This window comes from Pseudomonas sp. Irchel 3A7 (genome assembly GCF_900187565.1).
Classification (GTDB): Bacteria; Pseudomonadota; Gammaproteobacteria; order Pseudomonadales; family Pseudomonadaceae; genus Aquipseudomonas.
This window is the reverse complement of sequence record NZ_FYED01000006.1, coordinates 124,046-142,471: the sequence shown is the minus strand read 5'-3', so window position 1 is coordinate 142,471 and position 18,426 is coordinate 124,046. Positions and strand designations below refer to the sequence as shown.

The window sequence follows — 18,426 nt, the reverse complement described above, 5'->3', positions numbered from 1 at the left end:
CCTTGCATGCGAACTGATCCATCCCGCCTGGCGAGTGATCCGCGACCCGCCTCTGTTGTCGCCGCGCCCCCCTTACGGTCCTTGAATTTGCCCGAGGCCCGACGGGCAATGGAGACGCAACGTGTCTGACTTCCTGCGATGTTTCGCCCAAGACTTCGGAACGCTGAACGCCGGTAATCTGCACACGCTCAAGGCGCTGTACAGCCACGATGTGCGCTTCAGTGATCCGCTCCATGAGATCCAAGGCCTGACAGCGTTACACGACTACTTCACAGAGCTGTATGCCAACGTCAGCGAACTTGGCTTCACGTTTCACGGCCATGACCAGATGCAGGAAGGTGCCGGCTATTTGCGCTGGACCCTGCATTACCGTCATCCCCGTTTACGCCGTGGCCAACTTATAGAGGTTGTTGGCTGTTCTTATCTGCTATGGCACGAGAAGGTGTATCAGCATCGCGACTATTTCGATGCAGGCGCCCTGCTCTACGAGCATCTGCCGTTAATGGGGACCGCCATTGGCTGGCTGAAAGGGAGGTTGGCATGAAACGCATCTGGCTCACTGGAGCCAGCAGCGGCATTGGCGCCGCCCTGGCGGATATTTTACTGACCCAAGGTCATTTCCTGGCCGTCAGTGCCCGCAATGTAAAGGCCTTGGAAAGCTTGCACAGGAACTACCCGCAACAAGTACTGCTTCTGCCAGGTGACCTGACTGAGCCTGACGTGGTTCAGGCCATGGGGCAGCGAATCGGGCAAGTCTGGGGTCATCTGGATCAGGTCATCCTCAACGCGGGCACCTGCGAGTATTTGGATGCAGGCGTCTTTGAAGCCAACATGATTGAACGCGTGATGCGGGCCAATTTGTTTTCCGCTGCTTACTGCGTGGAAGCTGCCCTACCGCTGTTGCGCAAGGCTCAGCGGCCTCATCTAGTGGCAGTGTGCAGTTCGGTGACCTACCTGCCGTTACCGCGCGCCGAAGCTTATGGCGCCTCCAAGGCGGCAATGCGTTACCTGTTTCAATCGTTACGCATCGACCTGGTACACGAGGGTATCGACGTCACGCTCGTCAGCCCGGGCTTCGTCGATACGCCACTCACACAACAGAACGATTTCCCGATGCCGATGCGTTGGCCGGTCGGTAAAGCCGCCGCCTACATCACCACCCGGTTGGAAAAACGGCCATTGGAAATCGCCTTTCCCGGTTCATTCATTGCTGCTCTTCGCGCATTGGCCATATTGCCTCAGCGCCTGCAACTGGCATTGGGCAAATGCATGGTGCGTCCGGTTAAAGAAGAATCTTCATGAGAACAGCCATCATCGGCAGCGGTATTTCCGGCCTGACCTGCGCCTACCTGCTCCACCGCCAGCAAGACGTCACTGTATTCGAGGCCAGTGACTGGATCGGTGGTCATAGCCATACGGTTGACGTCGAAATAGAGGGCGAACGCTATGCCATCGATACTGGCTTCATCGTCTTCAACGACTGGACCTATCCCAACTTCATCCGTCTGCTGGATCAACTCGGCGTAGCCTCGCAACCCACCGAGATGAGCTTTTCGGTTCAGGATCCGCGTACCGGCATTGAATACAATGGCAGCAACCTCAACCAGGTGTTCGCCCAGCGGCGCAATCTGCTTTCACCTGGATTCTGGGGCATGTTGCGTGAAATTTTGCGCTTCAACAGCCAAGCCCTGCGTGACCTGGACGAACAGCGCATAACTGCCGAGACCACGCTGGGTGCCTATCTACGGGAAAACCGCTACGGCCAACGTTTTATCGAACACTACATAGTCCCTATGGGGTCGGCTATCTGGTCGATGTCAGTGGGCGAGATGCAGCGCTTTCCGCTCCAGTTTTTCGTACGTTTCTGCAAAAATCACGGGCTCCTGTCCCTTGCCAATCGGCCACAATGGCGTGTGGTCAGCGGCGGTTCGCGCAGCTACGTATCCGCCTTGAGTGCCGGCTTTGTCGAACGTATCCGCCTCAACTGCCCGGTGTATCGGGTGGAGCGTGACTTAGGTGGGGTCACCCTGCACTGTGCGACAGGAAGCAAGCGCTTTGACAACGTAGTGTTCGCCTGCCACAGCGACCAGGCATTACGCCTGTTGGTCGCTCCCAGCCAAGCCGAACGGGAGATACTCGGCGCGCTGCACTACGCCGAAAACGATGTGGTGCTGCACAGCGATACCCGTCTGTTGCCGAACCGTCGCCGAGCATGGGCGAGCTGGAATTACCGCCTCGGTGACTCAGCCCAGCATCTGGCCGCTGTCACCTACAACATGAATATCCTGCAAGGGCTACAGAGCAACACCACCTTCTGCGTCAGCCTGAACCAGACCGCGGCCATTGACCCGAGCAAAATCCTCGACCGTTTCCGCTACGCCCACCCGCAATACAGCCAGGCAGGAATGGTTGCTCAGGCACGATGGCAAGAATTACAAGGCGCCCAGAACAGCTATTACTGCGGCGCCTACTGGGCCAACGGTTTCCACGAGGACGGCGTGGTCAGTGCCTTGCGAGTGGCAGCCGCGTTCGGAGAACGACTGTGAACAGCGCCCTGTACCGCGGCTGGGTCAACCACCGCCGGCTGCTGCCGCGCGCCCATGGGTTTCGCTACCGCATGGGTATGCTCTACCTGGATCTGGCGGAACAACAACAGGTGCTGGCCTTGTCCTGGCTGGCCGGACATTCGCGCTGGGCTGCCTTTGCCTTCCGCGAAACTGACTACCTGCCGCAGTCAACGCGTCAGGGCATGTCCCTGATCGATGCCGTGCGCCAGCGTGTGGAACAGGCCCTCGGGCACGCGCCGCAGGGAAGAATCTGTCTGCTCACCCAGCCGCGCAGCTGGGGGCTGTCTTTCAATCCGATCAGCTTGTTTTATTGCTTTGAATCGGACGGCAGTCTGGCCGCCATTCTCTGCGAAGTCAGTAATACCCCTTGGCGAGAGCGTTACCACTATGTGCTGCCGACCAACGCCACCGGTGACTCAGGCCACAGGGTCGCCAAGAGCTTTCACGTCTCGCCCTTCCTGCCTCGAGACCTGGAGTACCGCATGCGGTTTTCAGCTCCCGGCCAGGCGCTGCACGTGACCATGCAGGATTGGCAAGGTGAGCAAAAAGTATTTGAGGCGGGCCTGGGTCTGGAGCGTGTCGAACTGACGCGCCAAAGCCTGCATCGCCACCTTCTGGACTTTCCCTGGATGACCGGCAAGACCCTGCTCGGCATTTACTCGCAAGCCCTGCGTCTGCTGCTCAAGCGTCTGCCACTGTTTTCCCATAAAGCTGCCGTCGGTGAATATCGCACCGCGAATCTGGAGTCTCGCCATGACGAATCCTAGCTTGACCCCAATGACCTTTGGCTCTGCTGCCAACGGGATAGGCGCGCGCGTATTGAAGAAAGGCGTCTTGCGTCAGCTGGCGCACCTGCGCAACGGTCATTTGGTAATCATCGTCGACGGTGAGCCACTGAGTTTTGGCCAGCCTGGTGCGACGCCACATGGCGAAATCGAAGTGCACAATGCGGCGCTCTGGCCCATGGTGGCGGTCAATGGCTCAATTGGCGCCGGCGAGGCTTACATCCACGGATACTGGAGCAGTCCCGATCTGACCGCCGTGATCCGCGTGTTCGTTGCCAACCTCGAAGTGCTGGATGGAATGGAGCGCGGCCTGGCTCGTATAAGCCGTCCTTTGGTAAAAGCGCTGCATTGGCTCAACCGCAACACCCGCCAAGGCTCGCAACGCAACATTTGTGCGCATTACGATCTGGGCAACGCGCTGTTCGAACAACTGCTGGACCCCAGCATGATGTACTCCGCCGCCATGTTCCGCTCAAACAACGATAGCCTCCAACAAGCTCAAATGTACAAGCTGGAGCGCATCTGCCAAAAGCTCGATCTCAAACCCAGTGACCACCTGCTGGAGATCGGCACCGGTTGGGGCAGCATGGCCATTTATGCGGCCACCCGATACGGCTGCAAGGTCACGACCACCACGCTGTCGCGTGAGCAGTTCGCCTACACCCAGCGCCGTATCGAAGAGCAGTGCCTGCAAGGCCGGGTTACCCTGCTGTTGCAGGACTATCGTGACCTGGCGGGCAAATACGACAAGCTGGTGTCGATCGAGATGATCGAGGCCGTCGGCCACCGCTTTCTGCCCACTTACTTCAAACAGTGTGCCCACCTGCTCAAGGAACACGGGCTTATGCTATTGCAAGCCATCACCATTCGAGACCAGCGCTACGAGCAGACGAAAAAAACAGTCGACTTCATCCAGCGCTATATCTTCCCGGGCGGTGCCTTGCCTTCGGTGAGCTCCATGCTGCACACCATCAGTCGCGACACCGACCTGAACCTTCATCACATGGAGGACTTCGGCCTTCATTACGCCCGTACCCTTCGCCTGTGGCATGACAATCTGCGACGTAGCCGGCACAACCTGGAAGCGTTGGGTTACGACCAGACGTTTTACCGCCTGTGGGAGTTTTACCTGTGCTACTGCGAGGGCGGCTTTCTGGAACGAAGCATCGGCACCGCGCACCTTTTACTCGCCAAACCCGGAGCACGGCCGCAGCCCTTCGGTCTGGAGGCGTGAACGTGCGAGGCCGGTCGTTGCTCAACGCAGGGCTTTTCCAGCTCGGCTGGTTCGCCTGCGTTTTGGGTGCGCAACGGCCGTGGCTATTGCTGATTGCAATAACTTGTCTGGCGATACACCTGCTTTGGATTTCAAAGACCCCCAATGAGTGGCGCTTGCTGTTATGGGTGGCCGCCTGCGGTTGGATTCTGGACAGCGCTCTACTGCACCTCGGGGTATTTCAGTTTCCCGGTGCCACGCTTGTTTTACCCCTTTGGCTGGCAATACTTTGGCTTCTCTTCGCCAGTACTTTGCGTCACAGCCTGAGCTGGACAAAGCGCCCCTGGTGGATGGGCAGCCTACTGGGGGCGTTTGGCGGGCCTCTCTCTTACTGGGGCGGCGCCAGGTTAGCGGACGTGGGCCTGCCGCTGGGTGTTTGGCCCAGTGTCCTGATACTCGCATTGATATGGGCGCTATTGATGCCGGCATTGCACCGGATAGCCCTGGAGTCTGCGCGTTGACTCAAGACTGCTTGCGCAAGAATAAGGTGATCTGGCCAACTTCCACTTCGAATTTGGTCATGAACGAGCGATTGATTATGGTGTTCTTGTCCATCAAGTACATCCAGTCGTCTAAATGAACCTCATACTCCTTGCCATCCACCGGCAACCTCAGCACATAGCGCCAGCGCAATGTATTCCCTGCAACCTCGCCATGCGCTTCGCCCACCACGTCGCCAGCGGTTCCACGCCATTGGCCAGGTCCGGCCGGGGTCAGCGTCCACACCCGTTTTTGCTGAGTACCGTCGCTGTATGTAAATGACTCGTCGAGGATCAACTGGTTACCGGCGGAATGGCCATTGATCTCTACGTGGAAGCGTTTGGTGACCTCACCTGAGCGCTTTTGAAACATGCCCCAGGCTTCGACCCGCCCCTCGAAGAATTCGCGCAAATCAAGCTTGGGCATTTCCTGGCTGTAGGTCTGCACATCCACCCGGCTGCAACTTGCAAGGCTGATGCACAACGCCAAGATCCATATCCTCAACATGTGCATTTCCTCTACGGTTTCAGGGTTTTGCGGCGCCCAGCAATTGGGCGCGCAACTGCGGGTTGCGGGTTCGGGGATCAAGCCAGATGGCAAAAAAAGCTTTGGCGAACGCGTCATCCCGCACCACATGCCGTAGATTCTCGCCGACGTAAAAACGTGCGCCCTCAGCAGGCAAATAGACGCCTGTGATGCGATCACCGGCGCGCACATCGACAAACGCCTGCCGCATCTCCTGCTCCCAACGGGCCATCAACTCCGAATTCGGAGGCGTGGGCGACAGGCGTCTGATCTCCTTGATGCTGGCCTCGACCAGATCCTCGCGACTAATATCGCGGCGGTAGGTCAGCTCCAGCGCAAAAGGCCTATTCACACCGGTCGGATCGCCGGCAATCAGGCGTGGGCTCCAGAATTGCGCGTTGTAGATGGAGAAACCGAATACGCGCAGCTCCCCGCTACCCACCCGACGAGCATCGGGTAAAGCCTCGCGCCAATCAGCAAACAGGTCTGCGCTCAGGAGCATCGGAACGAGACAGATAAGGTGGCGGAATAAGCGGTCCTTCTGCGGGGTCATGCAAAGGCCTCGATAAGACTCAAGAGACGCCCTTAAAAGCTATACCAAATTATTATTTTGTACAGCTTTTATCTCGAGACTGGCCCCGCTGAAAAACGCGCACACCAGAACCTCAGAACTGAAGGGACCATTGCCCCCTCATCCTCTCACTATTTTTTTGAGGAGCTGCATCCCGTTCGTTCTCAAGCGGGTAGTACAGATGAGTAGCCATCGCTGCTCAGCCTTTCACTCGCCGTCACCTGTGTCCTGATCAAGGTACGGTTCAGGGCGCTGCGGATGTCTTCGCAGGGCTCTCCTGGCGGCTTTGGCAAAGTCATCCACATTTGCACCTACCGCATGGCCGGATGCGCCTTCCCGGCTTTCTCGCAAGCGACCCTGTCCGCTTCGGCGTTGGCGCCAAAATCCACAGCCAACTTATCGATCAGACCGCGGACCGAAGGCAACAACCCCCTGCGAGACGGGAAGACTGCATGGATAAGTCCACTACGAAGTACGAACTCAGGCAGTACTTCCACCAAGAGCCCATCATGTATGGCATGGCGAACCATGATCTCAGGCATTTGCACGACCCCTACCCCCTGTATGGCGGCGCGGTGCAGTGCATCAAGGTCCGAAGTAACAAATCTTGGCGCGTGGACGGCCTCGATCAGTTGATCTTTTGCGCCTAAAAAAGTCCACCTGTGCTCACGGTTGGGTGGGCCAAGATCCATGCTCGGCAAACGTGCCAAATCCTTGGGTGTTTGCAGTGTCAGCCCTTCAATCAACGATGGCCGCGCGACCAGCTTCTGATGGCTGTCACCCAACACTCTCATCACCAGGTTGTCGTCCTCCAGTGGCGGAAAACGCACTCTCAGCGCGATGTCATACCCCTCACCCAACACATCAACGCGACGATTTGTACTATCGATATGCACCTGAACTTTAGGGTGCAGTACCATGAATTCCGCGATGATGTCACTGACCCCCATGGCACCCAAAGCCGGTGGGCAACTGATACGCACGATTCCCTGAGGTTCGGAGCGCGAATGCTCGACCACTTGTTCGGCTGCATCGGCTTCAACAAGCATCGCCACGCAATGGCGATAGTAATCCTGACCGATCTCTGTGACCGTGAACTTGCGGGTTGATCGCTGGATCAGGCGGACACCGAGCCGCTCTTCAAGCGAGGCAATGCGCCTGCTCAGTTTCGATTTCGGTATGTCGAGTTTTTTACTCGCACTTGTGAAACCGTTGTGGTCGACGACCTGAACAAAAAAGTACAAATCATTGAAATCGTACACGGAGCAATTTACTCGCAGTCTGAATACAGGGCGGAGTATCGCAGGTGATAGAACGTGTTTCACATACCCCGCCGGGAGAAACCGCTCTAAGGGAGTGCGGAGGCTGCAGTAGGCCCTCTACCGGACTTGACGCACGATAGCGTGAGCATGATCGCTGGTGACTCGCCGCCCGCAATACATGCCCGGCTCAACCCTTTGATCGATACATTCAATGCCCATGGAGACTGTTTGTCATGAAGGCTGCACGCATGAGTGATGCGCAGGTCGCGGCCTTTTGCCTGGCCTTGCCCGGTGCTCGAGAGGATTACAAATGGGGTGGCGTGCGGGTGTTTTCCGTGGCCGGCAACAAGATGTTCGCCTTGCAGAACCTGCGTGGCGAATCCCTGGCGTTCAAGGTCGACAAGGATCTGTTTCTGGGTCACTGCGACCGTCCCGGCATTCATCCGGCGCCTTATCTGGCGCGGGCCCAGTGGATCATCATGGCGACACCCTACCCGCTTGGCGCCGAAGAGTTGCAGGGCTTGTTGCGACGATCCCATCAACTGGTGGTCGGCAAGTTGCCCAAGCGCACGCAGGTGGGGTTGTTGCTCTAAACCCCGGTCGTTAATAAGACGAATATTTTGTGGCGAGGGAGCTTGCTCCCGTTGGGCCGCGAAGCGGCCCCCTCTTACCCCAAAAAGAAGGGGACTGCTGCGCAGTCCAACGGGAGCAAGCTCCCTCACCACAGGGGTTGCATCAATTTCTTTCAGAACAAGGCGAACAGATGGGCGCCGAGAAACAGCATGTCGATCCAGAACACCTGATGCAGCAGCACGATGAGCCAGAACACCAGTTGAAAGGAAAACTTGCGCGTCTTGTGCCGAAACATTTGCTGCGCCAGTAAGGCGCCCGGCCAGCCACCGGCGAACTCCAGCGCATGCAGGACGTTCTCCGGGGTACGCCAGTGATCGGCGCGCGCCTTGCGCTTGTCACTCCAGTAGAGCAAGAACGCCAGCACGCTGACGATGCCGTAGGCCGCCAGGGGGATCAGCGAAACCCCTCGCAGCCACATCGACATCGAACCGAACAGCGGCAGCGCGCACAGGATCGCGAACACCAGCAACTTCAACCGAAGATTACGGATCTCGCCTCCCGATGGGCGTGCGGAGTGTTTGCGCGCGCCCGAGTCACTCATGGCTTGGCCGCGGTCCAGTCGACCCAACCGAACTGCCAGGTGGCCAGGATGACCAGCCCGAATGCGATCCGATACCAGGCAAATGCCGCATAGCTGTGGCTGGCAATGAACTTGAGCAAGCCCCTGACGGCGATCATCGCGAAGATGAACGCGGTGACGAAGCCGATGGCGAATACCGGGAAATCGGCCGGTACGAACAGCTTGTGGTACTTGTAGCCCGAGTACACGGCGGCACCCACCATGGTCGGCATCGCCAGGAAGAACGAAAACTCGGTGGCGGTCTTGCGCGACAGGCCGAACAACAAACCACCGATGATTGTGCAGCCGGAGCGCGAGGTCCCCGGAATCATCGCCAGGCACTGGGCGAAGCCGACTTTCAGGGCATCTTTCCAGGTGATGTCGTCCACTGTTTCGGCATGTACCTCATGCTGACGATTTTCCGCCCACAACATGACGATACCGCCCACCACCAACGCGGCGGCCACCGTGATCGGGTTGAACAGATAGTGATGGATCAAGTCGGCGAAGATCACCCCCAGAACCACGGCGGGAAAGAAGGCAATCAGCAGGTTCGCGGTAAAGCGTCGTGCGCTGGGTTGCGTCGGCAAACCAATGACCACATCGAAAATCTTGCGGCGAAATTCCCACACCACCGCCAGGATCGCCCCCAGCTGGATAATGATGTTGAACGCCATGGCGCGCTCGCCACCGAAATTGAGCAAGTCGGCCACAATGATCTGGTGCCCGGTACTGGAAATGGGCAAAAATTCTGTCAGCCCTTCTACAACCCCAAGAATCAATGCCTGAAAGGCAGTCCAAAGATCCATCAATCCCCCAAAGGCTGTGCGTCAACGCATGCCCCGTCAGTATTTTTCAAAGCGTTCAGCGTAGTTGAAAACCCGCGTGCACAAGATACCCGCAGGCCGGGGAAAATTCCGTGAAAAATCAATTTGCATTCAGGTTTTTCCGCGCGGGGCCGAAATCCTGTGAGAGAAGCCCGATTGGCGTTGCCGTGTTCTCGGGCCGGACAGGATGCTGGCGATCTCTTCTTACAAGAACAACCACAAAAACAAGAATCTGGAGCACCGCGTTATGAACAGCTTGCGCAATATGTCGATCAGTCGGCGTTTGTGGCTCATCTTGATCGTGGCCGTCGTGATGCTATTGGCATTGGGCGCCTTGATGCTCAAGCAGATTCACGAAGACCTCAATGAGGCCAAGGCGCAGAAAACCCAGCATGTGGTGCAAACCGCCAGTGGCATTCTCACCTACTACCACGGCCTGGAAACCGCCGGCACCCTTACCCGCGAAGCTGCGCAGAAACAGGCGCTGACCGCCGTTCGCGGACTGCGCTATGACCAGAACGATTATTTCTGGATCAATGACCTGACGCCGGTGATGGTCATGCACCCCGCCAACCCGAAACTCGATGGCCAGAACCTCTCGGCGATCCGCGACCCGGACGGCTTTGCGGTATTCAACGAAATGGTCGCCGTCGCCAAGGCCAAGGGCGCCGGCATCATCAACTATCGCTGGCCGAAACCGGGTGCCAGCGACCCTGTGGAAAAGACCTCCTACGTCAAACTGTTCGAACCCTGGGGCTGGGTGATCGGCTCGGGCGTGTACATCGATGACATGCAGGCCGAGTTCTACGGCCAGGTCTGGGAAGCATCGGCGATCGGCCTGGCCATCGCACTGATCATGGCGGCGCTGGTGATCGTGATTGCCCGCAGCATCGTCCGCCCGCTTCAGGAAACCGTGAACGCGATGGCCAATATCGCCAGCGGCGAAAGCGACCTGACCCGCAGCCTCGACACCCACGGCCAGGATGAAGTCACGCAACTGGCGCGACACTTCAACGCCTTCACCACCAAACTGCGGCTGGTGATCGGTGAGTTGCAGGTGTCCGCCAGTGCCCTGGGGCAATCGTCCAGCGAGCTGGGCAACGACGCCACCCAGGCCCAACAACGCAGCCAGCAACAATCGCAACAGATGGAACTGGTGGCCACCGCGATCAATGAAGTGACCTATGGCGTGCAGGATGTGGCGAAGAACGCCGAGCATGCCGCCAGCGAAATGCGCGATGCCGAAGCCCAGGCGCAACAAGGCCAGATCAACATCGACGGCAGTCTCAAGCAAATCGATACCCTGTCCTCCACCATCGATCAGGCGGTGGAAGTGATCCGCACACTGGCCAGCGAAAGCAACCAGATCGGCAGCGTCCTGGAAGTGATCCGCTCCATCGCCGAGCAAACCAATTTGCTGGCCCTCAACGCCGCGATCGAAGCGGCCCGCGCTGGCGAGCAAGGTCGCGGGTTCGCGGTGGTGGCCGATGAAGTGCGCCTGCTGGCCCAGCGTACCCAGAAGTCCACAGCAGAAATCCAGTCGATGATCGAACGCCTGCAAAGCCACTCCGAGGCAGCGGTCAAGGTGATCGGCGACAGCAGTCGCGCTTCGCAACTCACGATCGAACAAGCCGGTCTGGCCGGCGCCAGCCTGAATGCCATCGGCCAGGCATTGCGCAACCTCAACGGACTGAACGCATCGATTGCCAGCGCGACCTTGCAGCAGGCGCATGTGGTCGAGGACATCAACCAGAACGTCACGCAAGCAGCCGGGCTTTCCCACAGCACCGCGCTGGCAGCTGAACAGTCCAGCGTGGCGAGCGTGCGGCTCAAGGATTTGAGTGAGCAGTTGAACGGGTTGCTCAGGCAGTTCCGCGTATAAGCCGAAGAATCACCTGCATGACCCCTTGTGGGAGCGAGCCTGCTCGCGAAAGCGGTGGGTCAGTCGGCATAGATGTTGGCTGGGTTGGCCTCTTCGCGAGCAGGCTCGCTCCCACAGGAGGGTGCCTGAGGTTACAATCCGCCCCCTCTCTGACTTCCCTCAAGGAACCTGCATGTCCGGGCTTGAACTGTTTGCCGCCACTCTCGGTGTCATTGCCGTCTGGTTGACGGTCAAGCAGAACCCCTGGTGCTGGCCGATCGGCCTGGTCATGGTGCTTATCTATAGCTGGATCTTTTTCGAAGTGAAGCTGTATTCGGACATGCTGCTGCAAGTGATCTATGCCGGCCTGCAGATCTACGGCTGGTGGCAATGGACCCATGCCGGCGATGCACGGCATGGGCGCGAGGTCAGCTGGCTCGACGGTCGATACGTAGTGTTCGGCCTGGCCCTCGGCGCGATTGGCAGCCTGCTGTTGGGCGCCGCCATGGCCCACTGGACCGACGCCGCCCAACCCTGGCTCGATGCCGCACTCACGGGTTTCAGCCTGGTGGCGCAATTGTGGATGGCGCAAAAACGCGTGCAGTGCTGGCCGCTGTGGATTGTCCTGGATGTGATCTTCGTCGGGTTGTTCGTCTACAAAGCGCTGTACCTGACGGCCGTTTTGTATGGATTGTTCCTGCTGCTGGCTGTGCAGGGCTGGCGCGAATGGCGCGCGGCCCCGGCGTTGCGCACATGAAAGTCCTGGTGCTCACAGGGCCGGAATCCAGCGGTAAAAGCTGGCTTTCGAACGAGATTCACGCCAACTTTGGCGGCATATTGGTCAATGAGTACGTTCGGCACTTCATCGACAGCAAAGCACGCGAAACCCGCTATGATGACATTTCGTCAATAGCACATGGCCAGCTGACTTGGGAGGATGAAGCACGCGCCAAACAGCCGTCACTGCTGATTCTTGATACGCACCTCTTGAGCAATATCCTTTGGAGTCGCACGTTGTTTGGCGATTGCCCGAAGTGGATCGAGCAAGCATTGCTGGCACGGCATTACGATCTGCATCTGCTGCTGAGCCCTGAAAACGTGGCCTGGCATGACGACGGGCAGCGTTGCCAGCCGCAACTGGTAGAACGCCAGGCGTTTTTCCACGCCAGTCGCCAATGGCTCGACCTGCACCGCCAGCCATATCAGGTCCTGCAAGGGGATTGGCAACAGCGCCAGGACGCGGCATTAGAGGCAGTGACACGCTTGCTCAAGACCTGACAGGGGTGCCCGCCCTGGCGAACTGTCCATTCCTGAAACACTCATCCTGCGCAAACCCGCGAGATAAAGCCTTCCGGGCAATTCGGCAAGAAATGTTAAGCCACTGATACAACTTGCCTGCAGCGCCCGTAGCGAGCTATGGCGCCAGCGGAGACGGCGTTCTAGAGCGGTTCTGTCTCAGTGGCTTTACATTTTTTTTTGACTACTTCGACAATTAAAGCCAACCCGCTGTTTTCAATGGAAAAACCAAAAACGGCACACCTTCTGCTCTGTACCTCGCACCGCTGATAAGGGCCAGCGTTGCACTCACAGAAGGAATTGCCGCCGTGGGGAAATTCAATAATAAAAGCTTCTATAGCCTCCTGCTGATCGGATGTGCACTGGGCTCAAGTGTCTGCGTGCCTGTACAGGCCGACAACGGCATCATTGTGATCACCCGTGATGTCAAAACGCGCATGGCCACCCGTGCGCCGGTGATTCCCGACCCCAACCCCACCACTGTCAACGCCAACCCGTCGCAACAGATCCTCAAACAAACGAACGAGTTGAACGACGGCGACTTTGCAAGCGTCACCAGTGGCACAGGCATCTCCGGCCTGATCAATCAGGGCACCGGCAACCTGGGCGGCAACATCAGCAACCAGACCCAGCTTTCCAACCTCCCCGCCGGACGTTCGGGCAACTCCGGCAGCGGTATCGCCAACATGGTCAATTCAAGCGTCCAGCGAGGCCTGGGTGCGCTGAATATCATGACGGGAGACCGTTAAGATGAATCGTACGCTGCTGATTCTCGCCATGTTTTGCAGTGCATCGACCTTTGCCCAATCTCCCGTCATCAATAACGCCGAAATCGACGGTTCGGGCATGCAGTATCAGGGCAACCTCGCCGTCAACCAGGCGGCGGGCGATCTGCAACAACAAGCCAACGCCCGGGCCTTCGCCAATGGCCACAATGCCAGTGCCAGCACCCAGATCCGCCAACGGTTGCGTACGGTGGTCGACCCCAATATGGAAGCTCGGTCCAGCATCCAGGGCGCGTCCTTCAGCCATGGCAACGGCGCACTGGGCGTTAACCAGAGCTCGGGTGCCAGTAACCAGCAAGCCAACGCACTGCGCATCAGTATCAGTACTCAGCCGCAAAGTATCGACGACAGCGTCCTCATGCAACAGAACGTGGCGCTGCTCAACAACTCCGATCCAACTGACTCCACACCCGGCTTCCGCCAGGTCACCACCAGTGACCAGGCTTTCACCGGTAGCCGTGGGGTGATTCAGTTGAATCAGAGCGCCGGGGTGGGAAACCGAATGGCCAACACCCTGAGCGTACGGGTCGTGGATTGACCCAAACAGGTAGGAAACAACACTTAACCTAAAATAAGTACGGAGAATCACCATGAAACCTTCGATGGCACTCAAGCCTCTGGTTTTCGCAATTGCTGCGGTCATGGCTGTTGCTGTACAAGCTGGACAAAACGATAGGGACCGTGGCCACGGCCACAACAATGGCCATCATAACGGCGGCCACCACACCCCTCCTCCAACCAAGATCCCTGTCTATGCGACTGCCAATGCCTGGGATAAGCAGAGCAGTACCAACAACCGCATCTACAACGAAGGGGTTGAGAACAGCGCCGAGATGAGCAGCTCTGCCGATGGCACCAGCGGCAACGTCGGCGTCAACGTGGCAGCAGGCGCAGGCAACCAGCAAGACAACGCGGCCGCCATTGCAAACGCAGGCGCCGACTCCAGTCTGGATAACAGCTTCGTGTTCGGCAATGCGTCCGCCACCGCCAGCGTCCGGCAGTACAGCAACAACAACAAGGTGGTCAACTACGGCGTAACAAACTCTGCCACGATGAGCGGATCGGGTAATAACGGCAGCGGCAACATGGGGATCAACATTGCTGGCGGCGATTTGAACCAGCAGAAAAACACCATGGCAATTGCCAACTCCAATGCACCACTGGGCAGCGCAACCGCCACCGCCTCTGCCGATCAAAACGGTCCTGGCCTCGTAGTGACCAACTCCGCCGATCGGACCTATCGCCTCGATACGATCACCCTCACCACAACCAAAAGCGGTAGTTTCTCTCGCGATAAGTCCTTCGAGGCCAGCGGCAGTCAAAGCGCTTCTTCGAGCTGGAACAAAGCCGGTTCCAAGAGCTCTGAAGCCAGCGGCTCCTTTAGCGCTGATATAAGCGGTTCTCACAGCAGCAGTGCAAGCGGTTCCAACAATAGTGCTTCGAGTGGTTCCAACAGCAGCAACTCGAGTGGTTCCAACAGCAGCAGTGCCAGCGGTTCTTCGAGTGCTTCGTTGACTGCTTCTCTGGGTGCTACTTTGGACGCTGAAGCAGCGGCTTCCAGTTCCACTACCTTCAACAATGGCTTTGGCGATCGCACCCGTAGCAGGAGTTCCGAGGCATCGCTCAGCGCATCGCTTGACGCAACACTTGACGTAGCGGTAGATAAGTCGTTCGACAAATCGCGCGAATCTTCGTTTGACCGGTCGCGCGATTCCTCGTACGACAGGTCGCACGAATCCTCGTACGACAAATCGCGCGATTCCTCGTTCGAAAAATCGATCGATAAATCGTACGAGAAAGCGAACGCCTCTTCCTTCGAAAAATCGGGCAGCAAATCGTCCGAATCCGAGTGGGAAAAAGCGAAAGCCTACAGTGAAAGCAGCTCTTATGATTTGAGCAACTCTGTCTCTTATCAAGTGCTGACTCCAACCGGCTGGGCCAACCCTGTCACCAACACTGCAACCCTGAGCGGTTCGGTGAATGGCGGCAGCGGCAACCTAGGCGTCAACGTAGCGGCCGGTGTGGGTAACCAACAAAGCAACTCGCTGGCCATCTCCAACACCTCGTTCTAATGCTGTCTCTGGAGGCCCCCTCACGGGGGCCTTTTTTCAAAACATCCAGGGGGCGTCCAATCATGCGAATTATCGCCTTGGCATTTTTGCTTTGCGTGTCCAGTGTGATCGAGGCTGCGCAACTGCCGCTTTCCATCCTGCCGGGTGGCGCGGTGGTGTATAAGCCGATCCAGAGCATACGCGAGCGCAAGTTTGCCGACCTGGTGCAACAGAAAACCGATTTCAGTTGCGGCGCGGCTGCGCTGGCGACCGTATTGCGTCAGGCCTATTGGCTGGACGTGAATGAAGAACAGATCATTGAAGGGATGCTGGCACACGCCGATCAGGATCTGGTCCGCGTTCAGGGCTTTTCCATGCTCGACATGAAGCGTTACGTGGAAAGTATCGGCATGCGGGCCCGTGGCTATCGGGTGGCCACTGAAACGCTGAACGACATCAAGATACCGGTTGTTGTACTCATGGATATCCGTGGCTACAAACACTTTGTGGTCATGCAAAGAGTCCACAACGGCTGGGTGTATATCGGCGATCCGGTACTCGGTCATAAACGCTACAAGGTCGAAGACTTTGTCAAAGGCTGGAACGGAATCATCTTTGCCGTCATCGGCCAGGGCTACGACAAAAACAATGCGTTGCTCGACCCACCTTTACCCCTGACCGCCAAGAACCGCATCAACGCCTTCAGCCCGGTGCAGGACGCTGAGTTGATGGACTTCGGATTCATCCAGAGCGACTTCTTCTAATAACACTTCTTCTAATAAAAGGGAGCACGACGCTCCAGGAGCATTCAATGAAGACTCCAATCTGGCTGGCAATGGTTTGCCTGACCGCCAGCCTGCCAACCCAGGCAGAATTTTTCAAACCCATCGAACTGAAAGATCAGGAACTGGCGAACCTTCGCGGCCGCTTTGTCATGCCGGGACGGGTCATCAGTTTCGGCGTTGTCATGACCAGCACCTGGCAAAATGCCAACGGTGATGTGATCGGGGCACGTTCCTCGATGCAAATTCAGCAGTCGACCATCAAGCCGCAGTTCTATGTGTCGATGATCGACGAAAATGGTACCGGCTCTGCGCGTTCGCAAAGCACCGGTACCGGCACCGTTGCTGGCGGCAATGGCCTCAACAGCACCCAAGGGGTCACTCAAGTGGTGCGTGCTGCCGGTGACAATAATACGGCCTACAACAATGTTGATATCAACGTCGAAAAGGCTAATCAGGCACCCGTAACGCAACAGCAGGGCCAGGCATTGGCCGCAGGCTCGACCTTGACCGGCGCCAACGGTGCAGGCTCGATGAGCATTTCCTCGACCGGCAATGGCGTGCAACTCAATATCGTGGCCAACAACAATCAGGGCAGTACCGTGCAGCGCCTGGCCCAGGGTGGGCTGATGCAGAATACGACGTTGCTGGGCGGCAGCAACCAGGTCCGCAACCTCACATCCTTCAATGTCGTGTTGCGTGACAACGTAACCACGGCCGGGTCGTTGAACGGCAATCTGGATCAGCTCAAAGGTCTTCGCACTCTCGGATTCTGATCTACGCTCAGTCTCATCAGATGTAGTCAGAAGGGACGGCTAACCCATGCACCGATCGATAACGTTCAGAGCTATCGTTTGTTTGAGCGGCCTGGCCCCGGCAACTTTGCTTTACGCAGCAACGGATCCCCAGGTTGAAGCACTAAAACAAGAACTCATGGAGTTGAAACAGCGTTACGAAGCACAACAGAACGCACTGATGGTACTCGAGCAGCGCGTTCGCCAAGTCGAAGCGGCACCTGCGTCACCTGCTCCCAAACGCCTGACCAAATCCCCTGCCGAAACCACCCGGGGTGGTCAGGCAGTGGCCGCGGGTGCGCCCGGAACCACGGGCAGTTCCTACGGGCAGTCGCTCAAGGATGACTCGGAACCGGCACAAAGCGTATCGAACCTGTACGACGAAGCCAGCGGGTTCTTCGGTGGCGGCAAGTTCAGCGTCGAAACCGGCCTGACCTATACCCACTACGATACCCGGGCACTGACGCTCAACGGCTTCCTGGCACTGGACTCGATTTTTCTCGGCAACATCAACCTCGACCGCATCAAGGCCGACAACTGGACACTGGACCTGACCGCCCGCTACAACGTTGCACAACGCTGGCAGTTCGACATTAACGTTCCCGTGGTTTATCGCGAATCGACGTATTCCTCCGGAGGCGCCGGTGGCGCAGGCCCGGTTACGTCTGACGCCAGCGTCACCCGCGACCCGACCATCGGCGATGTGAACGTTGGCGTGGCCTACAAGTTTCTGGATGAGTCGGAAAGCCTGCCCGACGCAGTCGCTACACTGCGCATCAAGGCGCCGACCGGCAAAGACCCCTACGGCATCAAGCTGGTCAATGACCCTGGCAACGATAACCTCTCGGTGCCCGAGGACTTGCCTACCGGCAATGGTGTCTGGGCCATCACCCCGGGTATCTCGCTGGTCAAGACCTTCGACCCGGCCGTACTGTTTGGCAGCCTGTCCTACACCTACAACATGGAGGACTCTTTCAGCGACATCAGTCCTCAGGAAGGCTCCAAGGTCAAAGGGGACGTGAAGCTGGGTGATTCCTGGCAGATCGGCGCCGGCATTGCATTCGCCTTGAACGAGAAGATGAGTATGTCGTTCTCGGTCACCGATCAATTCGCCCGCAAGAGCAAGATCAAACCGGACGGCGGCGATTGGCAGTCGATCACCAACAGCGATTACAACTCGGCCAACTTCAACATCGGCATGACCCTGGCAGCCACCGACAACCTGACCATCGTTCCCAACCTGTCCATCGGTCTGACCGAGGACTCGCCAGACTTTTCCTTCAGCCTGAAATTCCCGTACTACTTCTGATCCGACACCCACAAAAAAGCCCCGCGTAGCGGGGCTTTTACTGTAGGAGCGAGCGTGCTCGCGATG

Annotated in this window: 21 protein-coding genes and 1 pseudogene; 17 read left to right on the top strand and 5 right to left on the bottom strand. The window is 57.8% G+C overall.

All coding sequences use genetic code 11. The features are described 5' to 3' along the window. The first annotated feature begins 121 nt into the window (after window positions 1-121). The 6 genes from CKW21_RS12005 to CKW21_RS11980 are packed head-to-tail and all read left to right on the top strand — an operon-like array spanning window position 122 to window position 5,086. Window positions 122-544, top strand: coding sequence for a nuclear transport factor 2 family protein (locus CKW21_RS12005; protein WP_095194182.1), 423 nt, complete (start codon window positions 122-124; stop codon window positions 542-544). Continuing rightward, entirely contained in the window at window positions 541-1,302 is a 762-nt protein-coding gene (locus tag CKW21_RS12000; RefSeq protein WP_095194181.1) for an SDR family oxidoreductase, read from the top strand. The genes CKW21_RS12005 and CKW21_RS12000 overlap by 4 nt, the downstream gene beginning before the upstream one ends. After that, complete coding sequence (locus tag CKW21_RS11995; RefSeq protein ID WP_095194180.1) at window positions 1,299-2,546, top strand: NAD(P)/FAD-dependent oxidoreductase; 1,248 nt, start codon at window positions 1,299-1,301, stop codon at window positions 2,544-2,546. Before CKW21_RS12000 ends, CKW21_RS11995 begins: the two co-directional genes overlap by 4 nt. After that, complete coding sequence (locus CKW21_RS11990; protein WP_095194179.1) at window positions 2,543-3,334, top strand: DUF1365 domain-containing protein; 792 nt, start codon at window positions 2,543-2,545, stop codon at window positions 3,332-3,334. The genes CKW21_RS11995 and CKW21_RS11990 overlap by 4 nt, the downstream gene beginning before the upstream one ends. Window positions 3,335-3,344: 10 nt before the next feature. Next, window positions 3,345-4,586, top strand: a complete 1,242-nt coding sequence (locus tag CKW21_RS11985) for a class I SAM-dependent methyltransferase (protein ID WP_371917520.1) — start codon at window positions 3,345-3,347, stop codon at window positions 4,584-4,586. A gap of 2 nt (window positions 4,587-4,588) precedes the next feature. Beyond that, window positions 4,589-5,086 (top strand): DUF2878 domain-containing protein, encoded by a 498-nt coding sequence (locus CKW21_RS11980; protein WP_095194177.1) that lies wholly within the window; start codon window positions 4,589-4,591, stop codon window positions 5,084-5,086. 1 nt (window position 5,087) lies between these two features. Here CKW21_RS11980 and CKW21_RS11975 read toward each other — a convergent pair whose 3' ends face one another. The 3 genes from CKW21_RS11975 to CKW21_RS11965 form a co-directional block, all read right to left on the bottom strand. After that, a complete protein-coding gene (locus CKW21_RS11975; RefSeq protein WP_095194176.1) occupies window positions 5,088-5,612 on the bottom strand; it encodes a DUF3833 domain-containing protein in 525 nt (174 codons plus the stop codon). A gap of 19 nt (window positions 5,613-5,631) precedes the next feature. Next, a complete protein-coding gene (locus CKW21_RS11970) occupies window positions 5,632-6,183 on the bottom strand; it encodes a chalcone isomerase family protein (protein ID WP_095194175.1) in 552 nt (183 codons plus the stop codon). 329 nt (window positions 6,184-6,512) lie between these two features. Further along, entirely contained in the window at window positions 6,513-7,463 is a 951-nt protein-coding gene (locus CKW21_RS11965) for a LysR substrate-binding domain-containing protein (protein WP_095194174.1), read from the bottom strand. A gap of 233 nt (window positions 7,464-7,696) precedes the next feature. Between CKW21_RS11965 and CKW21_RS11960 the strand changes: the two genes are divergently transcribed. Beyond that, window positions 7,697-8,056, top strand: a complete 360-nt coding sequence (locus CKW21_RS11960; protein ID WP_095194173.1) for an MmcQ/YjbR family DNA-binding protein — start codon at window positions 7,697-7,699, stop codon at window positions 8,054-8,056. Between the two features lie 152 nt (window positions 8,057-8,208). On the opposite strand, the gene CKW21_RS11955 is transcribed toward CKW21_RS11960, so the two are convergent. Both CKW21_RS11955 and CKW21_RS11950 read right to left on the bottom strand, forming a co-directional pair. Continuing rightward, a complete protein-coding gene (locus CKW21_RS11955) occupies window positions 8,209-8,637 on the bottom strand; it encodes a DUF1294 domain-containing protein (protein WP_095194172.1) in 429 nt (142 codons plus the stop codon). After that, a complete protein-coding gene (locus CKW21_RS11950) occupies window positions 8,634-9,464 on the bottom strand; it encodes an undecaprenyl-diphosphate phosphatase (protein WP_095194171.1) in 831 nt (276 codons plus the stop codon). The genes CKW21_RS11955 and CKW21_RS11950 overlap by 4 nt, the downstream gene beginning before the upstream one ends. A 205-nt stretch (window positions 9,465-9,669) precedes the next feature. On the opposite strand from CKW21_RS11950, the pseudogene CKW21_RS32310 reads away from it, so the two are divergent. The 10 genes and pseudogenes from CKW21_RS32310 to CKW21_RS11905 form a co-directional block, all read left to right on the top strand. Beyond that, window positions 9,670-10,458, top strand: a pseudogene (locus tag CKW21_RS32310) (cache domain-containing protein); the annotation flags it as partial. A 171-nt stretch (window positions 10,459-10,629) separates the two neighbouring features. Further along, window positions 10,630-11,364 carry a methyl-accepting chemotaxis protein gene (locus tag CKW21_RS32305; RefSeq protein ID WP_371917519.1) on the top strand — a complete coding sequence of 245 codons (735 nt, stop codon included), beginning with the start codon at window positions 10,630-10,632 and terminating at the stop codon, window positions 11,362-11,364. 172 nt (window positions 11,365-11,536) lie between these two features. After that, window positions 11,537-12,100 carry a nicotinamide riboside transporter PnuC gene (gene pnuC / locus CKW21_RS11940; protein ID WP_095194170.1) on the top strand — a complete coding sequence of 188 codons (564 nt, stop codon included), beginning with the start codon at window positions 11,537-11,539 and terminating at the stop codon, window positions 12,098-12,100. Next, on the top strand, window positions 12,097-12,621 hold the full coding sequence (locus CKW21_RS11935; protein WP_095194353.1) for an AAA family ATPase: 525 nt from the start codon (window positions 12,097-12,099) through the stop codon (window positions 12,619-12,621). The genes pnuC and CKW21_RS11935 overlap by 4 nt, the downstream gene beginning before the upstream one ends. A gap of 326 nt (window positions 12,622-12,947) precedes the next feature. Further along, the gene (locus CKW21_RS11930; RefSeq protein ID WP_095194169.1) at window positions 12,948-13,388 is read left to right on the top strand and encodes a hypothetical protein; all 441 of its coding nucleotides are present in this window, start codon (window positions 12,948-12,950) and stop codon (window positions 13,386-13,388) included. A 1-nt stretch (window position 13,389) separates the two neighbouring features. Continuing rightward, on the top strand, window positions 13,390-13,962 hold the full coding sequence (locus CKW21_RS11925) for an adhesin (RefSeq protein ID WP_095194168.1): 573 nt from the start codon (window positions 13,390-13,392) through the stop codon (window positions 13,960-13,962). 52 nt (window positions 13,963-14,014) lie between these two features. Continuing rightward, window positions 14,015-15,496, top strand: coding sequence for a heme utilization protein (locus CKW21_RS11920; RefSeq protein ID WP_095194167.1), 1,482 nt, complete (start codon window positions 14,015-14,017; stop codon window positions 15,494-15,496). Between the two features lie 62 nt (window positions 15,497-15,558). Further along, window positions 15,559-16,239 carry a C39 family peptidase gene (locus CKW21_RS11915; RefSeq protein WP_095194166.1) on the top strand — a complete coding sequence of 227 codons (681 nt, stop codon included), beginning with the start codon at window positions 15,559-15,561 and terminating at the stop codon, window positions 16,237-16,239. A gap of 47 nt (window positions 16,240-16,286) precedes the next feature. Continuing rightward, complete coding sequence (locus tag CKW21_RS11910; RefSeq protein ID WP_095194165.1) at window positions 16,287-17,033, top strand: hypothetical protein; 747 nt, start codon at window positions 16,287-16,289, stop codon at window positions 17,031-17,033. A 46-nt stretch (window positions 17,034-17,079) separates the two neighbouring features. Continuing rightward, a complete protein-coding gene (locus CKW21_RS11905) occupies window positions 17,080-18,360 on the top strand; it encodes a hypothetical protein (protein WP_095194164.1) in 1,281 nt (426 codons plus the stop codon). Window positions 18,361-18,426: the final 66 nt, after the last annotated feature.